This window comes from Variovorax sp. 350MFTsu5.1 (assembly GCF_048302515.1).
Classification (GTDB): domain Bacteria; phylum Pseudomonadota; class Gammaproteobacteria; order Burkholderiales; family Burkholderiaceae_C; genus Variovorax; species Variovorax guangxiensis.
Genome location: NZ_CP157620.1, coordinates 1,170,846 through 1,187,144 on the forward strand (window position 1 = coordinate 1,170,846; position 16,299 = coordinate 1,187,144).

The following is a 16,299-nucleotide window of genomic DNA, read 5'->3' on the forward strand; positions in this document are numbered from 1 at the left end:
TCCCGTGCCGCGTACTGATGTTCATGTGAGGGGCGCCTACTGCGGGCAAAATGCCCCGATGGACACGTCCAAGCGTGAAATCGCCGCCGCCGCAGCCCGCCTCGTCGTGGAGGAGGGGCTCGAATACGGCCCCGCCAAGCGGCGGGCCTTGCGCGACCTGGGGCTTTCGACGCGCACCGCGCTGCCGAACAACGACGAGGTCGAAGCCGAGGTGCGCGAGTACATCGAGCTCTTCTGCGCCGACACGCAGCCACAGGAATTGCACGCATTGCGCCTGCTCGCGCTCGAATGGATGGAGCGCATGGCTGTCTTCCGCCCTCATGTGGGCGGCGCCGTCTGGCACGGAACGGCCACGCGGCTGTCAGACATTTATATTCAGTTGTTCTGCGATGATCCCAAATCGGCGGAGATAGCCCTGATCGATCACCACGTGGACTACGAACCGCGCATGGTGACCGGCTTCCACGGCGAGCAGGTCGAGGCCCTGAGCGTGCATGCGCCGAGCCGCGCGCTCGGCGAGGAAATCGGCGTGCACCTGCTTGTGTACGACCTCGACGACCTGCGCGGCGCCCTGAAGCCCGATGCCCAGGGGCGCGTGCCGCGCGGTGACCTGCCCGCATTGCGCCGACTGATTGAACGAGAAAAGGACAAGTGAATGACTTCTTCGCCCACCCGACGCGGCATGCTCTATGCCGGCGTGGCGGCCGCGGCTGCGGCCGCCGGGCTCGGCGGCGCCTGGTGGAAGGAGCGCAGTGCAGGGGGCGGTGCGGGCGGCAAGGAGATGCTCGACGCAGCCTTCTGGGCCCAGAGCTTCGAGCGTCCGGAGGGCGGTGACCTCGTCCTGTCGAGCTTGCGCGGCAAGCCGCTGCTGCTGAACTTCTGGGCGACATGGTGCCCGCCCTGCGTCGAGGAAATGCCGATGATCGACGCCTTCTTTCGTCAAAATGGGGCGAATGGATGGCAAGTGGTCGGATTGGCCATCGATCAGCCGAGCGCCGTGCGCAAGTTCCTGCAGCGCACGCCGGTCACCTATCCCACGGGCCTGGCCGGCCTGCAGGGCACCGAACTGGTCAAGAACCTGGGCAACACGGGTGGCGGACTGCCTTTCACGCTGGTCCTGAACGCGAACGGCTCCGTGGCCGCCCGTAAAATGGGCAAGCTCGAAGCGACCGACCTGGAGACTTGGCGGCGTGAACTGGTTCATGGTTAGAATCAGTTCCTTACGCTGGCGTTAGACGCCGAACGCCGAAAATCACCGATTTTCGAACAAGTTATATCCTGAAGACCGGCACAGCCGGCACTGGAGTCCCATGGATCTGCGCAAACTCAAGACACTGATCGATCTGGTGTCCGAATCGAATATTTCCGAACTGGAAATCACGGAAACCGAAGGCAAGGTTCGCATCGTCAAGGGCGGCGGCGCCGCTCCGGTGCAGTATGTGCAAACCCTGGCCGCGCCTCAGGCCGCTGCGGCCGCGCCGGCCGCGGCCGTCAGCGCCCCGGCGGCTCCCGCCGCGGCCGCTGCGCCCACCACCGAGGCCGCGCCGTCCGGCCATGCGGTGAAATCGCCGATGGTCGGCACTTTCTACCGTTCGTCGAGCCCGGGCGCTCCGGCATTCGTCGAGGTCGGCAGCAAGGTCAACGAGGGCGACACTCTCTGCATCATCGAGGCGATGAAGATCCTCAACGAAATCGAGGCCGACAAGTCCGGCACCATCACCCAGATCCTCGGCGAAAACGGCCAGGCGGTCGAATACGGACAGCCGCTGTTCATCATCGAGTAAGCATGTTCAAGAAGATCCTGGTTGCAAACCGGGGGGAAATCGCCCTCCGGATCCAGCGCGCCTGCAGCGAGCTCGGCATCAAGGCCGTGATGGTCTATTCCGAGGCCGACCGCGACGCCAAGTACATCAAGCTCGCCGAAGAGGCTGTCTGCATCGGGCCGGCTCCCTCGGCGCAGAGCTACCTCAACATGCCGGCGATCATCTCGGCGGCCGAGGTGACCGACGCCGAGGCGATCCACCCCGGCTACGGCTTCCTGAGCGAGAACGCGAACTTCGCCGAGCGCGTGGAGCAGAGCGGCTTCCAGTTCATCGGCCCCACGCCCGACAACATCCGCACCATGGGCGACAAGGTGTCGGCCAAGCAGGCGATGATCAAGGCCGGCGTGCCCTGCGTGCCCGGCTCGGAAGGCGAGCTCTCGGACGACGCTGCCACCAACAAGCGCATCGCGCGCGCCATCGGCTACCCGGTCATCATCAAGGCCGCCGGCGGCGGCGGTGGCCGCGGCATGCGCGTGGTGCACACCGAGGCGGCGCTGGTCAACGCGATCCAGATGACGAAGGCGGAAGCCCAGGCGGCCTTCAACAATCCGGCCGTGTACATGGAGAAGTTTCTCCAGAACCCGCGCCACATCGAGATCCAGGTGCTGGCCGACAAGCACAAGAACGCCGTCTACCTCGGCGAGCGCGACTGCTCCATGCAGCGCCGCCACCAGAAGGTGATCGAGGAGTCGCCCGCGCCCGGCATCCCGCGCAAGCTGATCGAGAAGATCGGAGAGCGCTGCGCCGCGGCCTGCAAGAAGATCGGCTACCGTGGCGCCGGCACCTTCGAGTTCCTCTATGAGAACGGCGAGTTCTACTTCATCGAGATGAACACGCGCGTGCAGGTGGAGCACCCGGTGACCGAGTTCACCACCGGCATCGACATCGTCAAGACGCAGATCATGGTCGCGGCGGGTGAGCGCCTGCCGTTCACGCAGCGCCAGATTCAGATGAACGGCCACGCCATCGAGTGCCGCATCAACGCGGAAGACGCCTGGAAGTTCATTCCCTCGCCGGGCCGCATCACCATGTGGCACCCGCCGGGCGGCCCGGGCGTGCGCGTCGACTCGCATGCGTACACCAACTACTTCGTGCCGCCGAACTACGACTCGATGATCGGCAAGATCATCGTCTACGGCGACACGCGCGAGCAGGCGATGGCGCGCATGCGCACGGCGCTGAACGAAACGGTGATCGAAGGCATCCAGACCAACATCCCGCTGCACCGCGAGCTGATGGTCGACGCCAAGTTCATGAGCGGCGGTACCAACATCCACTATCTGGAAGAGTGGCTGGCCGCACACAAGCGCTGAGCCTGGAACATCGCGATGTTTGAACTTCGCCTCATGGCGCCGGAAGACCGGGTCGAGACGCTGTGCGAAGCGCTCGATGCGCTCGACGCATTGAGCGTGTCGGTGGAAGACGCCGACGCGCAGACCGATGCGGAGCAGGCGCTGTTCGGCGAGCCGGGCATGCCGCCGCCCAAGGAGGGCTGGCAGCGTTCGCGCGTGATCGCGCTCTTTCCCGACGAGGCGCAGGCCAAGGACGCCGCTTCGGTGCTCGCGCTGCAGGACTTCTTTGACGAAGGCTGCGAAGTGCTCGGCATCGCGACGGTGCCCGAGCAGGACTGGGTGCGCCTGACGCAATCGCAGTTCGCGCCCGTCGAAGTCACGCCCGAGTTCTGGATCGTGCCGACCTGGCACGAGCCGCCCGAGCAGGCCAGGCAGGTCATCAGGCTCGATCCGGGCCTGGCCTTCGGCACCGGCACGCATCCCACCACGCGCATGTGCCTGCGCTGGATCGCGACGCGAGGCGAGGGGGCCCTGGCCGGCAGGCGCGTGCTCGACTACGGCTGCGGCTCCGGCATCCTGGCGATCGGCGCCGCGAAGTTCGGCTCCACCGACATCGATGCCGTCGACATCGACGAAGCAGCGGTCTCCTCGACCGTGCTCAACGCCGAAGCCAACGGCGTGAAGCTCAAGGCCGGCCTGCCCGACGCCGCCAAGGGCGAATACGACGTCGTGCTGGCCAACATCCTGGCCACGCCGCTCAAGCTGCTCGCGCCGCTGCTGCGCGGCCATGTGAAGTCGGGCGGCTCGCTCGTCATGGCCGGCATCCTCGAACGCCAGGCCGACGAACTGAAGGAAGCCTACGCACCGTACGCGGTGCTCGAAGTCAGCGACAGCGAGGACGGCTGGATCCTCATGACGGCCCGCTGCTGAGCTGCTGCGGCGCACGCGGCCGGTTTCTTGCGTGGCCTTGAGCCCCTCGCGCGGCGAGGGCCCAACCCTACAATCGCCCGGTCATGAGTCTCGTCACGCGCTGCCCTGCCTGCACCACCACCTTCAAGGTGGTGCGCGACCAGCTTCGCATCTCGGATGGCTGGGTGCGCTGCGGCCGCTGCAGCAATGTGTTCGACGCGACGCTCGACCTGCACGAGACATCCGAAGGGACCGGCGGGACAGCGGTTGCGCCTGGTGCGTCGCCGGCGGTGCAGGGCAGTGGCTTCATGCCGGGGCTGGTCGAGCAGCCTGCTGCGGAGCCGGCGCCTTCGCCCGAGCCTCCCGCGCCTTCGCCTTCGCCTGCACCGGAACCCTTGCCCCCGGCCGAGCCCGGACTCGAGGAACCGGAGCAGCCCCTGTCGTCATCCGCCGAGGATGCGGACTTCTTCGACGACGAGCCCGAGCATCAGCGCCAGCGCAAGGATTGGCTCACGGACGAGGAGCACCTGCTTCCGCCGGATGCCCTGGTGCTCGACCCCACGCCGAAGACCGTGTCGCCGCTGGTGCAGTCGCCGCCTCCTGCCCCGGCGTCGCCGCTGCCCGCGTTCTCGCTGACCCTGCCCGAGCACGGCCTCGCCGCCGACGAGCCGTGGTCCGACCTCGACGCCACGCAGCCCGCCTGGAAGCCGCCGCCGAGCACGCTGCCGCCGTTTCCGAACATCGACCTGAATCTTGCGTCTCCGCCGCCCGCGCCGCCACCACCGGCGCCGCCGCTGCCGGTTACGCCGCGCATCGTCAAGACGCGCACGCTCATCCAGCGTGCGAGCGATGACGACGCCGCCGACGACGGTGGTGCCGCGGACGAACGCGAGCAACTGGAGAAGGAACACGACCAGGTCCAGATGCAGAAGGCGCTGCGCCGGGCTCGTGCAAAGTCGGCCAAGATCGCAAGCGCCAAGGCGCGCGAGGAGCGTGCGGCCGCGAAGGCATCGCCGGCCCTGGTGGTGCGGGAAGAGACCGAAAGCGGAGCCGACGAGCCCGATCCGGTGCTCTCGCCGATCTTCGAGCCGCCGCCGGGGCATCCCTTCGCGGAGGACGACGAGCCGCTGGAAAAGGCACCGGGCTTCTGGCAGCGCAGGGGTGTGCGGGTGCTGCTGGTCCTGCTGGCGGTTCTTGCGGCGCTGTTGCTGGTTCTGCAGATCGTTCGCCATGAACGGGACGGCATCGTCGCGCGCCAGCCCAACCTGCGGCCCACGCTTGCGGCGCTGTGCCAGTACACCGGCTGCGAGCTCGGCGCGCTGCGCCAGATCGGCGACATCGTGATCGAAGGCGCGGCCTTCGCGCGCGAGAAGAGCGGCGGCAACGACTACCGCCTGAGCTTCACCCTGCGCAACGGCGCCACGGTGCCGCTCGCGATGCCGGCCGTCGAGCTCTCGCTGCTCGACACGCAGGAGCGCGCCGTGGTGCGCCGCGTGCTGATGCCGACGGACTACGGCGCTCCGGCCGTGTTGCAGGCGCGCGCGGATCGCGCGGCCTCGCTGCCCCTGACCTTGTCCGCTTCGGAAGCGGCGGCGCTGCCGCCCGTCGCGGGCTATCGCGTCGAGGCTTTCTATCCCTGAGCGGGGCTCGTGCGCGCGTGTGTCCTTCTCGCTTTCATCCACCACTCAACACACCAACGGCTAACCATGGCAGCAGTGATTTGCGGTTCCCTCGCATTCGACACCATCATGACTTTCGAGGGCCGGTTCGCCGACCAGATCCTTCCTGATCAGTTGCACATCCTCAATGTGTCGTTCCTGGTGCCGACGCTACGCCGCGACTTCGGCGGCTGCGCGGGCAACATCGCCTACAGCCTCAATGCGCTGGGCGGCACGGCGCTGCCTATGGCCACGCTGGGCAGCGATGGCGCCACGTACCTCGAGCGCATGCGCTCGCTGGGCATCAGCACGGAGTTCGTGCGCCAGCTCGACGACACCTTCACCGCGCAGGCGATGATCATGAGCGACGTCGACAACAACCAGATCACCGCCTTCCACCCCGGCGCGATGCAGCAGGCGCACGTCACCAAGGTGGCTGCGCGCGAGGACATCAAGCTCGGCATCATCGCCCCCGATGGCCGCGACGCGATGCTGCAGCACGCTGAGCAGTTCGCCGCAGCGGGCATCCCGTTCGTGTTCGATCCGGGCCAGGGCCTGCCGATGTTCGACGGCGAGGCGCTGCGCCATTTCGTCGATCTGGCGAGCTGGGTGGTGGTGAACGATTACGAAGGAAAGATGCTGTCGCAGCGCACCGGCTGGAGCCTTGCCGAGATCTCCAGGCGCGTGCGCGGCCTCGTGGTCACGCTGGCGGCCGAGGGCTGCGAGATCTGGACCGATGGCGAGCGCGAGCACGTGCCGGGCGTGGTGGCCACCGAGGTGGTCGAGCCCACGGGTTGCGGCGACGCATGGCGTGGCGCGCTGCTCTTCGGTCTGGAAAAGGGCTGGCCGCTCGCACAGTGCGCGGCGCTGGGCAACAAGGTCGGCGCGATCAAGATTGCGCAGCGTGGCCCGCAGAACTACGAGATCGATCGCAAGGCGCTGGGCGTCTGATCTTCTCTTTGAGAGAGCGCCTGGAAGGGCGATAAGAGGCGATAAAAAAAAGCCCGGCACCGTGAGGTGCCGGGCTTTTTGCCTTCAAGGCCGCTGAGAAACTCAGGGCTTGCTGGCCGTGGGGAACGGCCAGGCTGCCTGGGGGTTCAGCGTCGTTTGCGCCGCAGGGGCAGGCGCTACGGCGGCAGCCTTGGCAGGAGCAGCGGCCTTGGGAGCCTTCTTCGCAGCAGGCTTCTTGGCAGCAGGCTTTTTCGCGGCTTTCTTGGCCGCAGCCTTTTTGGCAGGGGCCTTCTTGGCAGCAGCCTTCTTCGCGGGCGCCTTCTTGGCAGCGGCCTTCTTCGCCGGGGCCTTCTTGGCAGCAGCCTTCTTCGCAGGCGCCTTCTTCGCTACGGCCTTCTTGGCAGGAGCCTTCTTGGCAGCGGCCTTCTTCGCCGGTGCTGCCTTCTTCGCTGCTACCTTCTTTGCCGGAGCCTTCTTGGCAGCGACCTTCTTGGCCGGTGCCTTCTTGGCGGCTACCTTCTTGGCAGGAGCCTTCTTGGCGGCGACGGCCTTCTTAGCCGGAGCCTTCTTTGCAGCGGCTTTCTTAGCCGGAGCTTTCTTTGCAGTTGCCATTTCTATTTCTCCTTGATCAAGTTGAAAAAATCAACCTATTGAAGCACTCCACGCACGTTGGGTAACGTGAAGCGATTCATGGTGTTGGAATCTTTGCTCCAGCACCATGAACACCTGAGCCCTCGTCCATGCCGCGCTCTTCGGCGCGATCGGTGGCAAGGGCAATTCTTGAATTCATTAATTCTTTTCGAAAGATTCAATCCCAGGAGAGCGCACCACCCGACTGGTATTCGATCACGCGGGTTTCGAAGAAATTGCGCTCTTTCTTCAGGTCAATCATTTCGCTCATCCACGGGAACGGATTTTCTTCGTTCGGGAAGAGCGTTTCGAGGCCGATCTGCTGTGCACGCCGGTTGGCGATGTAGCGCAGGTAGCCCTTGAACATGGAGGCGTTCATGCCGAGCACGCCACGGGGCATGGTGTCTTCGGCGTATCTGTATTCGAGCTCGACGGCACGCAGGAAGAGTGCCTTGATCTCCGCCTTGAACTCCGCCGTCCAGAGGCCGGGATTCTCGAGCTTGAGCTGGTTGATCAGGTCGATGCCGAAATTGCAGTGCATCGACTCGTCGCGCAGGATGTACTGGTACTGCTCGGCGGCGCCGGTCATCTTGTTCTGGCGGCCCAGTGCGAGAATCTGCGTGAAGCCGACGTAGAAGAAGAGGCCTTCCATCAGGCAGGCGAACACGATGAGCGACTTGAGCAGCTTCTGGTCGGCCTCGGGCGTGCCGGTGTGGAAGTTGGGGTCGCTGATGGCGTCGATGAACGGGATCAGGAACTGGTCCTTCTCGCGGATCGACGGCACTTCGTTGTAGGCGTTGAAGATCTCGCTCTCGTCCAGGCCGAGCGACTCGACGATGTACTGGTACGCGTGCGTGTGGATCGCTTCCTCGAAAGCCTGGCGCAGCAGGAACTGGCGGCATTCGGGCGCCGTGATGTGGCGGTAGGTGCCCAGCACGATGTTGTTGGCGGCCAGCGAGTCGGCGGTCACGAAGAAGCCGAGGTTGCGCTTGACGATGCGGCGCTCGTCTTCGCTCAGGCCGTTCGGATCTTTCCAGAGCGCGATGTCGCGCGTCATGTTCACTTCCTGCGGCATCCAGTGGTTGGCGCAGGTGGCGAGGTACTTCTCCCACGCCCACTTGTACTTGAACGGCACCAGCTGGTTGACGTCGGTCTGGCCGTTGATGATGCGCTTGTCCGAAGCCTTGACGCGCTGGGTGGATTGGGCGGCGACTGCGGGCGTTGCTGCTGCAGGAGCGGCGGTGGCAACCGGGCGCACCTGCGCGCCGTCATCGAGCGTGCTGAAGGTGCGGAGGGCGGGTTGCGCGACGGAAGACGAAGCCGGAGCGTCCACCGAACGGCCTGCGGGCAATCCGCCGGTCGATGCGTTGTGGTGCTGCAAACCTTGTTGCATATCCTTTGGTAAGGAGGGCTTGACTTCTTCGTCCCAGGTCAACATAGAAAAATCCAATGCTCAAATTATCGGAGTAACGATGTGAGTTGCAAAGTGCTCGTTCACATCGCACGCCATTTATGTGGTTGTTATGTTGCTCGCATGCATCGCGCGATGTCAGTCAATGCCTTGATTGATTGAACGTCGCGCGATTTCGCGAGCACCTCACTGAGTTGTTGTCGCGAGCACCGAAGCGTTTACTGGCACGCTTCGCAGGTCGGATCGTCCACGCCGCAGAACGCGATGTCGGTGGCGGGAATCGCGCTCATCTGCGCCTTTGCCGCAGCAGCAGCGGCTTCGAGCGCGCTCATGCCGGAGGAAGAAGTCGCTTCGCCGTTGCCCGACGACACCGCGTTGAGGCGGCCCGACTGCACCGTCGACTTCTCTGCGTGCGTCGCGCTCTGCGTGCGCAGGTAGTACGTGGTCTTCAGGCCGCGCAGCCATGCGAGCTTGTAGGTGTCGTCGAGCTTCTTGCCCGACGCGCCGGCCATGTAGATGTTCAGCGACTGCGCCTGGTCGATCCACTTCTGGCGACGCGCGGCGGCTTCCACCAGCCACGTGGTCTCGATCTCGAACGCGGTGGCGTAGAGCGCCTTCACGTCCTGCGGCACGCGGTCGATGGGGCGCAGCGAACCGTCGAAGTGCTTCAGGTCCATCACCATCACGTCGTCCCACAGGCCCAGGCGCTTGAGGTCGCGCACCAGGTAGTGGTTGATCACGGTGAATTCGCCCGACAGGTTCGACTTGACCGAGAGGTTGCCGAAGCAGGGCTCGATCGAGGCGTCCACGCCGATGATGTTCGAGATGGTCGCGGTCGGAGCAATCGCCACGCAGTTCGAGTTGCGCATGCCGTCGGCCTTGATCTTCGAGCGCAGCGCGTCCCAGTCGAGGGTGGCCGAGCGGTCGACCTCGACGTAGCCGCCGCGAGCCTTCTCGAGCAGGTCGAGCGAGTCGATCGGCAGCACGCCCTTGTCCCACAGCGAACCCTTGTAGCTCGAGTACTTGCCGCGTTCCTTGGCCAGCTCGGTCGAGGCCCAGTAGGCGTGGTAGCAGATGGCTTCCATCGACTCGTCGGCGAACTGCACGGCTTCCTGCGAGGCGTAGGGAATGCGCAGTTCGTACAGCGCGTCCTGGAAGCCCATCAGGCCCAGGCCGACCGGACGGTGGCGCAGGTTCGAGTCGCGCGCCTTCTTCACGGCGTAGTAGTTGATGTCGATCACGTTGTCGAGCATGCGCATCGCGGTCGACACGGTCTTCTTCAGCTTCTCCTGGTCGACCTTGCCGTCCTTCAGGTGCTGCAGCAGGTTCACGGAACCCAGGTTGCACACGGCGGTTTCGGTGTCGCTGGTGTTCAGCGTGATCTCGGTGCACAGGTTCGACGAGTGCACGACGCCAGCGTGCTGCTGCGGCGAGCGCACGTTGCAGGCGTCCTTGAACGTGATCCAGGGGTGGCCGGTCTCGAACAGCATCGTGAGCATCTTGCGCCACAGGTCGGTCGCCTGGACGGTGCGGCTCGGCTTGATCTCGCCGCGGGCAGCCTTCTCTTCGTAGGCGACGTAGGCCTTCTCGAAGTCGGCGCCGAACAGGTCGTGCAGGTCGGGCACGTTGGAGGGCGAGAACAGCGTCCAGGTGCCCTTTTCCATCACGCGGCGCATGAACAGGTCGGGGATCCAGTTGGCCGTGTTCATGTCGTGCGTGCGGCGGCGGTCGTCGCCGGTGTTCTTGCGCAGTTCCAGGAACTCCTCGATGTCGAGGTGCCAGGTTTCGAGGTACGTGCAGACGGCGCCCTTGCGCTTGCCGCCCTGGTTCACGGCCACGGCCGTGTCGTTCACCACCTTCAGGAAGGGCACCACGCCCTGCGATTCGCCGTTCGTGCCCTTGATGTGGCTGCCGAGTGCGCGAACGCGGGTCCAGTCGTTGCCCAGGCCGCCGGCGAACTTCGACAGCAGCGCGTTTTCCTTGATCGACTCGTAGATGCCGTCCAGGTCGTCGGGCACGGTGGTCAGATAGCAGCTCGACAGCTGCGAGCGCAGGGTGCCGGCGTTGAACAGCGTGGGCGTGCTCGACATGAAGTCGAACGACGACAGCACCTCGTAGAACTCGATGGCGCGCGCTTCGCGGTCGATCTCGTTGAGCGACAGGCCCATGGCCACGCGCATGAAGAAAGCCTGCGGCAGCTCGATGCGGGTCTTGCGCACGTGCAGGAAGTAGCGGTCGTACAGGGTCTGCAGGCCGAGGTAGTCGAACTGGTTGTCGCGCTCGGGCTTCAGGGCCGCGCCCAGGCGGGGCAGGTCGTACTGCAGCAGCTTCTCGTCGAGCAGGTCGTTGTCCACGCCCTTCTTGATGAACTGCGGGAAGTAGTCGGCGTAGGCGGATGCGCGTTCGGCGGGCAGCACTTCGCGGCCGATGATCTCCTTGAAGATCGTGTGCAGCAGCAGGCGTGCGGTGGCGAAGGTGTAGTCGGGATCTTTTTCGATCAGCGTACGGGCCGCCAGGATTGAGGCCTTGTAGACCTCGTCGAGCGGCACGCCGTCGTACAGGTTGCGCATCGTCTCGGCGACGATGGGAGCGGCCGTGATGCTGTCGCCCAGGCCTTCGCAGGCCGACTCGATCAGGCTCTTGAGTTCGTTCAGGTCGAGCGCTACCAGCTCGCCCTTGTCCAGCACGTGCAGCGCGGGAGCGGCCGGCACTTCCTGCTCGCCCTGCTTCGAGCGCTCCTGCGTGCGGCGCTCGCGGTACAGCACGTAGGCGCGGGCGATCTCATGGTGGCCGCCGCGCATCAGGCCGAGCTCGACCTGGTCCTGCACGTCCTCGATGTGGAAGGTGCCGCCGCCCGGACGGGAACGCACCAGCGCGCGGATCACGCCCTGCGTGAGCGTGTCGACCGTCTCGCGCACGCTGGCCGATGCCGCGCCCTGCGTGCCGTGCACGGCCAGGAAGGCCTTCATCATCGCGATGGCGATCTTGTTCGGCTCGAAGGGAACGACGGCGCCGTTGCGGCGGATGATCTGGTAGTGGGCCAGGTTCTGGCCGGCGGGGGAGCCAGCAGTGTCTCGCTGCTGCTGCGACGGCGTGGAGGGGATGGCACGCGGGGTCGATTGGGGGTTCAGGGCTGTTTGCATTCGCTTCCTCTCAGTTGGCAATTCTTGTTGGATGGCGGCACCTGGCCCGGCGCCGCACCGGTGTACGGTACCGGACGGGGGACACTATATCTAGGGTGCACGGGGCGTACAACCCACTAGATGTAGCGTTTTCCAATGGATACAAGGATTGCCGGTATTACTTCCGCAATAGAACACCTGCAAAGATGCCCCATGAATACTGGCCTATGGTCCTGCAACCCGCATGGGTCGTGGCTTGCAGGCCGATTTGGGCCTGCAGGGCGCATGGTTGCTGCATCGCGCGTTTGAAAGACTCTATTTGCTGCGGCGCATGAGCGTCGCATCGCAAGCCGCCGCGCGATTGAAAAAATTAGCGCCGGATCACCTGCTCGGGAAACATCTGTGGATTCCAGCCGAGCTGTTCGCGCAGCAGGCGCCAGTCGAAGCCGGCGCCCGGGTCCTGCTTGCGCCCCGGCGCGACGTGCTCGTGGCCGGCGATGTGCCCGACCGGAAAATGCTGCGCGATGGCGACGCACAGGCTCGCGAGCGTCTCGTATTGAGGCTCCTCGAAGGGCTGCCCTTCCAGGCCCTCCAGCTCGATGCCGATGGAGTAGTCGTTGCAGTTTTCGCGGCCGCGCCAGGACGACACGCCCGCATGCCAGGCGCGGTCGTCGCAGCTCACGAACTGCCAGAGTTCGCCGTTGCGCCGCACGTAGAAATGCGACGAAACCTCCAGCCCGCGTATGGCCTGGAAGTAGGGGTGCGCATCCCAGTCGAGCCGGTTGGTGAAAAGCCGCTGCACCTCGTCGCCGCCGTACTCGCCGGGCGGCAGGCTGATCGAGTGCAGCACGATGAGGTCGATCTGCGCGCCCTGCGGCCGGGGCCCGAAGTTGGGAGAGGGCAGGGCTTTCGCGAAGCGGTACCAGCCGGCCCGCCAGAGTGCGTCGCCGGACGCCGGGGGGGCTTCTTCAGTCGTCGGCATGGCTGCTGTTCGCACCATCGTCGCCGTTGGGCGTGGTGATGCCCAGCCGCGCGATGCGGTAGCGGATCTGGCGCAGGCTCATGCCCAGCCGGGCGGCGGCGGCAGTGCGGTTGAAGCCGCTCTCGTGCAGCGCGCGCACGAGAATCTCGCGCTCCTGCTGGTCGAGGTAGGCCTGCAGGTCGGAGGGCAGCGGCGGCGGCGCGGCCCTGGGCGGTGCCACCACGGGCGCACTCGGCGCCGGTGCCGGCACGGCAAGCGCATCGGCACCGACGGGCGACAGCGGGGCTGGCGCGGAGGACGCGGCAGCTTCGGCAGCGGCCGTGAAGCCGCCCATCAGATCCAGATGCAGCTCGTCGCCGTCGTTCAGCGCCACCGCGCGGTGCAGCAGGTTCTCGAGCTCGCGCACGTTGCCGTTCAGCGGATGCTGCGCGAGGCGGCGCAGCAGTTCGTCAGACAGGTGCGGCACCGGCAGCCCGCCGTCTTGTGCGATGCGCGAAAGCAGCGCGTTGCACAGCGCGGGCAGGTCCTCGCGGCGGTCGCGCAATGCGGGCACCGCGATCTCGATCACGTTGAGGCGGTAGAAGAGGTCTTGCCGGAAGCGGCCTGCCTGCACCTCGGAGTGCAGGTCCTTGTGGGTGGCGCTGACGATGCGCACGTCGACGGCTTCTTCCTGCGTCGAGCCGATCGAGCGCACGCTGCGCTCCTGGATCGCGCGCAACAGCTTCGACTGCATCGCCAGCGGCAGGTCGCCGATTTCGTCGAGGAACAGCGTGCCGCCGCGCGCGGCCTGGAAGTAGCCGTCGCGATCCTGCGAGGATCCGGTGTACGAGCCCTTCTTCGCCCCGAAGAACTCGGCCTCGAGCAGGTTCTCGGGAATCGCGCCGCAGTTCACCGCGACGAAGGGGCCTTCGCTGCGCTGGCTGCAGGCATGCACCGCGCGCGCGACCAGTTCCTTGCCGGTACCCGATTCGCCGCGCACCAGCACCGGCGCCATGCCCCGCGCCACCTTGGCGATGCGTGACTTGACCAGCCGCATCGGCTCCGATTCGCCCACCAGCCGGTCGAGCGCGGCGATGCCGGTGCCGGACGTAGGCGCCGCCTCTGCTTCGGCCCTGTTGCTTCCAGCGGGCGTCGCCTGCACAGGCTTGGCCAGCGGCTGCGGCGTCGTCCGCGCCTGCACGGCGGAAGCCACCACCGCGCGGAACTGCTTGAGGTCGACCGGCTTCGTGAGGTAGTCGAAGGCGCCGGCCTTCAGCGCCTCCACCGCGTTCTCGGCGGAGCCGTAGGCGGTCATCACCACGCAGCGCTCGCTGCGCTGATTCTTCTGGATGCGGTGGATGATCTCCATGCCCTGCCCGTCGGGCAGCCGCATGTCGGTGATCACCGCGTCGAAGCGCGCGGCCTCCAGGTGCTGCCAGGCTTCCGACACGCTGCCCGCCGCCTCGACGCGATAGCCCTCGCGCAGCAGCGTCAGCTCGTACAGCGTGCGCAGATCGGGCTCGTCGTCGATGACCAGGATCTGCGCCGGCCGCTGGGTGGAAGAAGAGGGGGAGTTGCTCACGGGCGCTATTGTGTCAGCCGGTTTTCGCTGGGGGCGAAGCTGACGAAGAATTCGTTGCCCTCGGGCCCGCCCGGCACCAGCGCGCGGCGCTCGTAGCCGATGGTGGCGCCGTGCCGCCGGCACAGCTCGCGGCACAGGAAAAGGCCCAGGCCGCTGGAGCGGCTCTCCGAGGAGAAGAACGGCTCGAACAGGTGCCGCTGCACCGCCGGTTCGAGCGGTGCGCCGTCGCTCCACACCATCAGGCTCGGGCGGCTGGTGCCGCTGCGCTGCAGCGCGGTCAGCACCTGGATCGAGCCCTCGCGCGTGCCGGCGTAGCGCGAGGCGTTGTCCAGCAGGTTCACGATCAGCCGGCGCAGGTGCTCGGCGTCGAAGCGCACCTCGCTGGCGGGCGCATCGAGCGACACCAGCACGCCCTTGCGCTGCGTCTGGCGCACCCATTCCTCGGCCAGCACCTGCACCGCGGGGTCGAGCACCAGCTGCTCGCCCAGCGAGAGCACGCGCTGCTGGCGCGCGCGGGAAACGTCGAGCACGTCGTCCACGATGCGCGCCAGGCGCTGCGCGTTGTGCTGCACCATGCTCGTCAGCTTGCGGTGCGCCGGGTCGGTCAGGTCTTCGTTGAGCAGCGCGCTGGCCTGCGTGATGGCGGCCAGCGGGTTGCGGATCTCGTGCGCCACGGCGGCCGACATGCGGCCCATGGCCGCCAGCTTCTCGGTGCGGATGCGGGCCTCGAGCTCGCGCAGGTCCTGCAGGAACATCACGCACAGGCTGTCCGCGCGCTTCTCGCTGGCGGGCGTGAGGCGAGTGCGCACGCGCACCTCGCGCGCCGCGCCGCGCGCCTGCGCCACCGGAATTTCCTCCGTCTGCGGCGCCCGCCGCGCGAAGGTCTGGCGGGCCAGCGCGGCGAGTGCGTGCCAGGCCGGCTGCGCATGCAGCGGGAAGGGCAGCGTCAGCCTGGCCAGGCCCTGGCCGAGGATGGCGTCGGCCGCTGGGTTGGCCGCATGCACCAGGCCCTCGGCGTCGATCACCAGCACGCCTTCGCTCAGCGTCTCGATCACCAGGTCGTTGACCTGCGCCTGCATCTGCGCGCTGCTGCGGTTGCGCTGCGCCACCGCTTCCTCGCGCGCCAGCCGGCGGGCCATCTCGTGCGCGAGCAGCGCCACCACGAAGAATCCGGTGCCGGTGAGCGCCGCCTGCACGAAGCGCGGCGACGAATCGGCTGGCTGCTGCAGCCAGTGCCAGCCCGCGTCGGCCAGCAGCAGCAGCGTGACGGTGGCAGTGGTGCCCAGGCTCACGATCATGGTGCCCAGCACCGCGCTCATGAGCACCGGCAGCGCGAACAGCGGCGTGTAGTTGACGTTGCCGCCCTGCAGCACCTGCAAGGCGGCGAAGGCCGCCAGGTCGATGCCGATGGTCATCAGCCACGACGCGGCGAAGCCCCGGATCGGCGGCTGGAAGCGCGAGTAGCGCATGCCCAGCCACGTCGCGGCCAGGTACAGCGCCGAGACGGCGATGGCCGCCGTCTGCATGGTCTGGCCGATCGCGAACGCCACGCCCTGCAGCAGCACCAGCACCAGTGCGACGAAGCAGCGCGCGCCCATGAAGCCGCGCCAGAGGCGGCCCAGCGCCGAGCTCTCGGCCGGGCCCTGGTCGAGCACGTCCCAGTCGGTGACCGGCTCGCCGCGCGACCACAGGGGCGTGCTCATTGCTGCGTGGCGGCTTCGCGGTGCGCGGTGCTGCAGTAGACCGCGCCGCCGGGGCCGGCGATGGCATCGGTCGCCGGCAGGTGCAGGCCGCAATGGGCGCAGCGCACCATGGCCTGCGGCTGGCTGGCGGCCGTGCGCTGCTGTTGCCGTGCCTTGGCCGCGCGCTCGCGCATGGCGTCGTGCATTTCTTCGCGCCGGTTCTTGCGCCAGAGCCAGATCGCGACCCAGAGCACCGCGAGGACGAGGAGGTATTTCAT

At 66.6% G+C, this 16,299-nt stretch carries 14 protein-coding genes; 7 read left to right on the forward strand and 7 right to left on the reverse strand.

The window, feature by feature from the left end; translation table 11 throughout:
* Nucleotides 1-58 precede the first annotated feature (58 nt).
* The 7 genes from ABL843_RS05075 to ABL843_RS05105 all read left to right on the forward strand — a co-directional run bounded on the left by ABL843_RS05075 (nt 59) and on the right by ABL843_RS05105 (nt 6,633).
* Nucleotides 59-655, forward strand: a complete 597-nt coding sequence (locus tag ABL843_RS05075) for a hypothetical protein (protein ID WP_184634762.1) — start codon at nt 59-61, stop codon at nt 653-655.
* Nucleotides 656-1,210 (forward strand): TlpA family protein disulfide reductase, encoded by a 555-nt coding sequence (locus tag ABL843_RS05080; protein ID WP_418119188.1) that lies wholly within the window; start codon nt 656-658, stop codon nt 1,208-1,210.
* Between the two features lie 100 nt (nt 1,211-1,310).
* Nucleotides 1,311-1,784, forward strand: coding sequence for an acetyl-CoA carboxylase biotin carboxyl carrier protein (gene accB / locus ABL843_RS05085; protein WP_369659581.1), 474 nt, complete (start codon nt 1,311-1,313; stop codon nt 1,782-1,784).
* Nucleotides 1,785-1,786: 2 nt separating this feature from the next.
* Nucleotides 1,787-3,136: an acetyl-CoA carboxylase biotin carboxylase subunit gene (gene accC, locus ABL843_RS05090; protein WP_184634765.1), complete on the forward strand. Its 1,350-nt coding sequence runs from the start codon at nt 1,787-1,789 to the stop codon at nt 3,134-3,136.
* A 15-nt stretch (nt 3,137-3,151) separates the two neighbouring features.
* The gene (gene prmA / locus ABL843_RS05095) at nt 3,152-4,045 is read left to right on the forward strand and encodes a 50S ribosomal protein L11 methyltransferase (RefSeq protein WP_418119189.1); all 894 of its coding nucleotides are present in this window, start codon (nt 3,152-3,154) and stop codon (nt 4,043-4,045) included.
* Nucleotides 4,046-4,128: 83 nt separating this feature from the next.
* Nucleotides 4,129-5,664 carry a zinc-ribbon and DUF3426 domain-containing protein gene (locus ABL843_RS05100; protein ID WP_418119190.1) on the forward strand — a complete coding sequence of 512 codons (1,536 nt, stop codon included), beginning with the start codon at nt 4,129-4,131 and terminating at the stop codon, nt 5,662-5,664.
* A 66-nt stretch (nt 5,665-5,730) separates the two neighbouring features.
* The gene (locus ABL843_RS05105) at nt 5,731-6,633 is read left to right on the forward strand and encodes a carbohydrate kinase family protein (RefSeq protein WP_126021381.1); all 903 of its coding nucleotides are present in this window, start codon (nt 5,731-5,733) and stop codon (nt 6,631-6,633) included.
* A gap of 102 nt (nt 6,634-6,735) precedes the next feature.
* Here ABL843_RS05105 and ABL843_RS05110 read toward each other — a convergent pair whose 3' ends face one another.
* The 7 genes from ABL843_RS05110 to ABL843_RS05140 form a co-directional block, all read right to left on the reverse strand.
* Nucleotides 6,736-7,245: a histone H1-like DNA-binding protein gene (locus ABL843_RS05110; protein WP_019656794.1), complete on the reverse strand. Its 510-nt coding sequence runs from the start codon at nt 7,243-7,245 to the stop codon at nt 6,736-6,738.
* Between the two features lie 196 nt (nt 7,246-7,441).
* Nucleotides 7,442-8,701 carry a ribonucleotide-diphosphate reductase subunit beta gene (locus ABL843_RS05115; protein WP_126021380.1) on the reverse strand — a complete coding sequence of 420 codons (1,260 nt, stop codon included), beginning with the start codon at nt 8,699-8,701 and terminating at the stop codon, nt 7,442-7,444.
* A gap of 191 nt (nt 8,702-8,892) precedes the next feature.
* Nucleotides 8,893-11,817 carry a ribonucleoside-diphosphate reductase subunit alpha gene (locus ABL843_RS05120; protein ID WP_418119191.1) on the reverse strand — a complete coding sequence of 975 codons (2,925 nt, stop codon included), beginning with the start codon at nt 11,815-11,817 and terminating at the stop codon, nt 8,893-8,895.
* Between the two features lie 349 nt (nt 11,818-12,166).
* Nucleotides 12,167-12,778, reverse strand: coding sequence for a 1,6-anhydro-N-acetylmuramyl-L-alanine amidase AmpD (ampD, locus tag ABL843_RS05125; RefSeq protein WP_418119192.1), 612 nt, complete (start codon nt 12,776-12,778; stop codon nt 12,167-12,169).
* A complete protein-coding gene (locus tag ABL843_RS05130; protein ID WP_184634774.1) occupies nt 12,765-14,339 on the reverse strand; it encodes a sigma-54-dependent transcriptional regulator in 1,575 nt (524 codons plus the stop codon). The genes ampD and ABL843_RS05130 overlap by 14 nt, the downstream gene beginning before the upstream one ends.
* A 5-nt stretch (nt 14,340-14,344) precedes the next feature.
* Nucleotides 14,345-16,042, reverse strand: coding sequence for a two-component system sensor histidine kinase NtrB (locus ABL843_RS05135; RefSeq protein ID WP_418119193.1), 1,698 nt, complete (start codon nt 16,040-16,042; stop codon nt 14,345-14,347).
* Nucleotides 16,039-16,299 (reverse strand): PP0621 family protein, encoded by a 261-nt coding sequence (locus tag ABL843_RS05140; protein ID WP_184634778.1) that lies wholly within the window; start codon nt 16,297-16,299, stop codon nt 16,039-16,041. The genes ABL843_RS05135 and ABL843_RS05140 overlap by 4 nt, the downstream gene beginning before the upstream one ends.

Excerpts from the sequence above, each read along its gene's own strand:
- ABL843_RS05075 (WP_184634762.1), top strand. The coding sequence starts at position 59 with ATGGACACGTCCAAGCGTGAAATCGCCGCCGCCGCAGCCCGCCTCGTC.
- ABL843_RS05080 (WP_418119188.1), top strand. The coding sequence starts at position 656 with ATGACTTCTTCGCCCACCCGACGCGGCATGCTCTATGCCGGCGTGGCG.
- accB (WP_369659581.1), top strand. The coding sequence starts at position 1,311 with ATGGATCTGCGCAAACTCAAGACACTGATCGATCTGGTGTCCGAATCG.
- accC (WP_184634765.1), top strand. The coding sequence starts at position 1,787 with ATGTTCAAGAAGATCCTGGTTGCAAACCGGGGGGAAATCGCCCTCCGG.
- prmA (WP_418119189.1), top strand. The coding sequence starts at position 3,152 with ATGTTTGAACTTCGCCTCATGGCGCCGGAAGACCGGGTCGAGACGCTG.
- ABL843_RS05100 (WP_418119190.1), top strand. The coding sequence starts at position 4,129 with ATGAGTCTCGTCACGCGCTGCCCTGCCTGCACCACCACCTTCAAGGTG.
- ABL843_RS05105 (WP_126021381.1), top strand. The coding sequence starts at position 5,731 with ATGGCAGCAGTGATTTGCGGTTCCCTCGCATTCGACACCATCATGACT.
- ABL843_RS05110 (WP_019656794.1), bottom strand. The coding sequence starts at position 7,245 with ATGGCAACTGCAAAGAAAGCTCCGGCTAAGAAAGCCGCTGCAAAGAAG.
- ABL843_RS05115 (WP_126021380.1), bottom strand. The coding sequence starts at position 8,701 with ATGTTGACCTGGGACGAAGAAGTCAAGCCCTCCTTACCAAAGGATATG.
- ABL843_RS05120 (WP_418119191.1), bottom strand. The coding sequence starts at position 11,817 with ATGCAAACAGCCCTGAACCCCCAATCGACCCCGCGTGCCATCCCCTCC.
- ampD (WP_418119192.1), bottom strand. The coding sequence starts at position 12,778 with ATGCCGACGACTGAAGAAGCCCCCCCGGCGTCCGGCGACGCACTCTGG.
- ABL843_RS05135 (WP_418119193.1), bottom strand. The coding sequence starts at position 16,042 with ATGAGCACGCCCCTGTGGTCGCGCGGCGAGCCGGTCACCGACTGGGAC.
- ABL843_RS05140 (WP_184634778.1), bottom strand. The coding sequence starts at position 16,299 with ATGAAATACCTCCTCGTCCTCGCGGTGCTCTGGGTCGCGATCTGGCTC.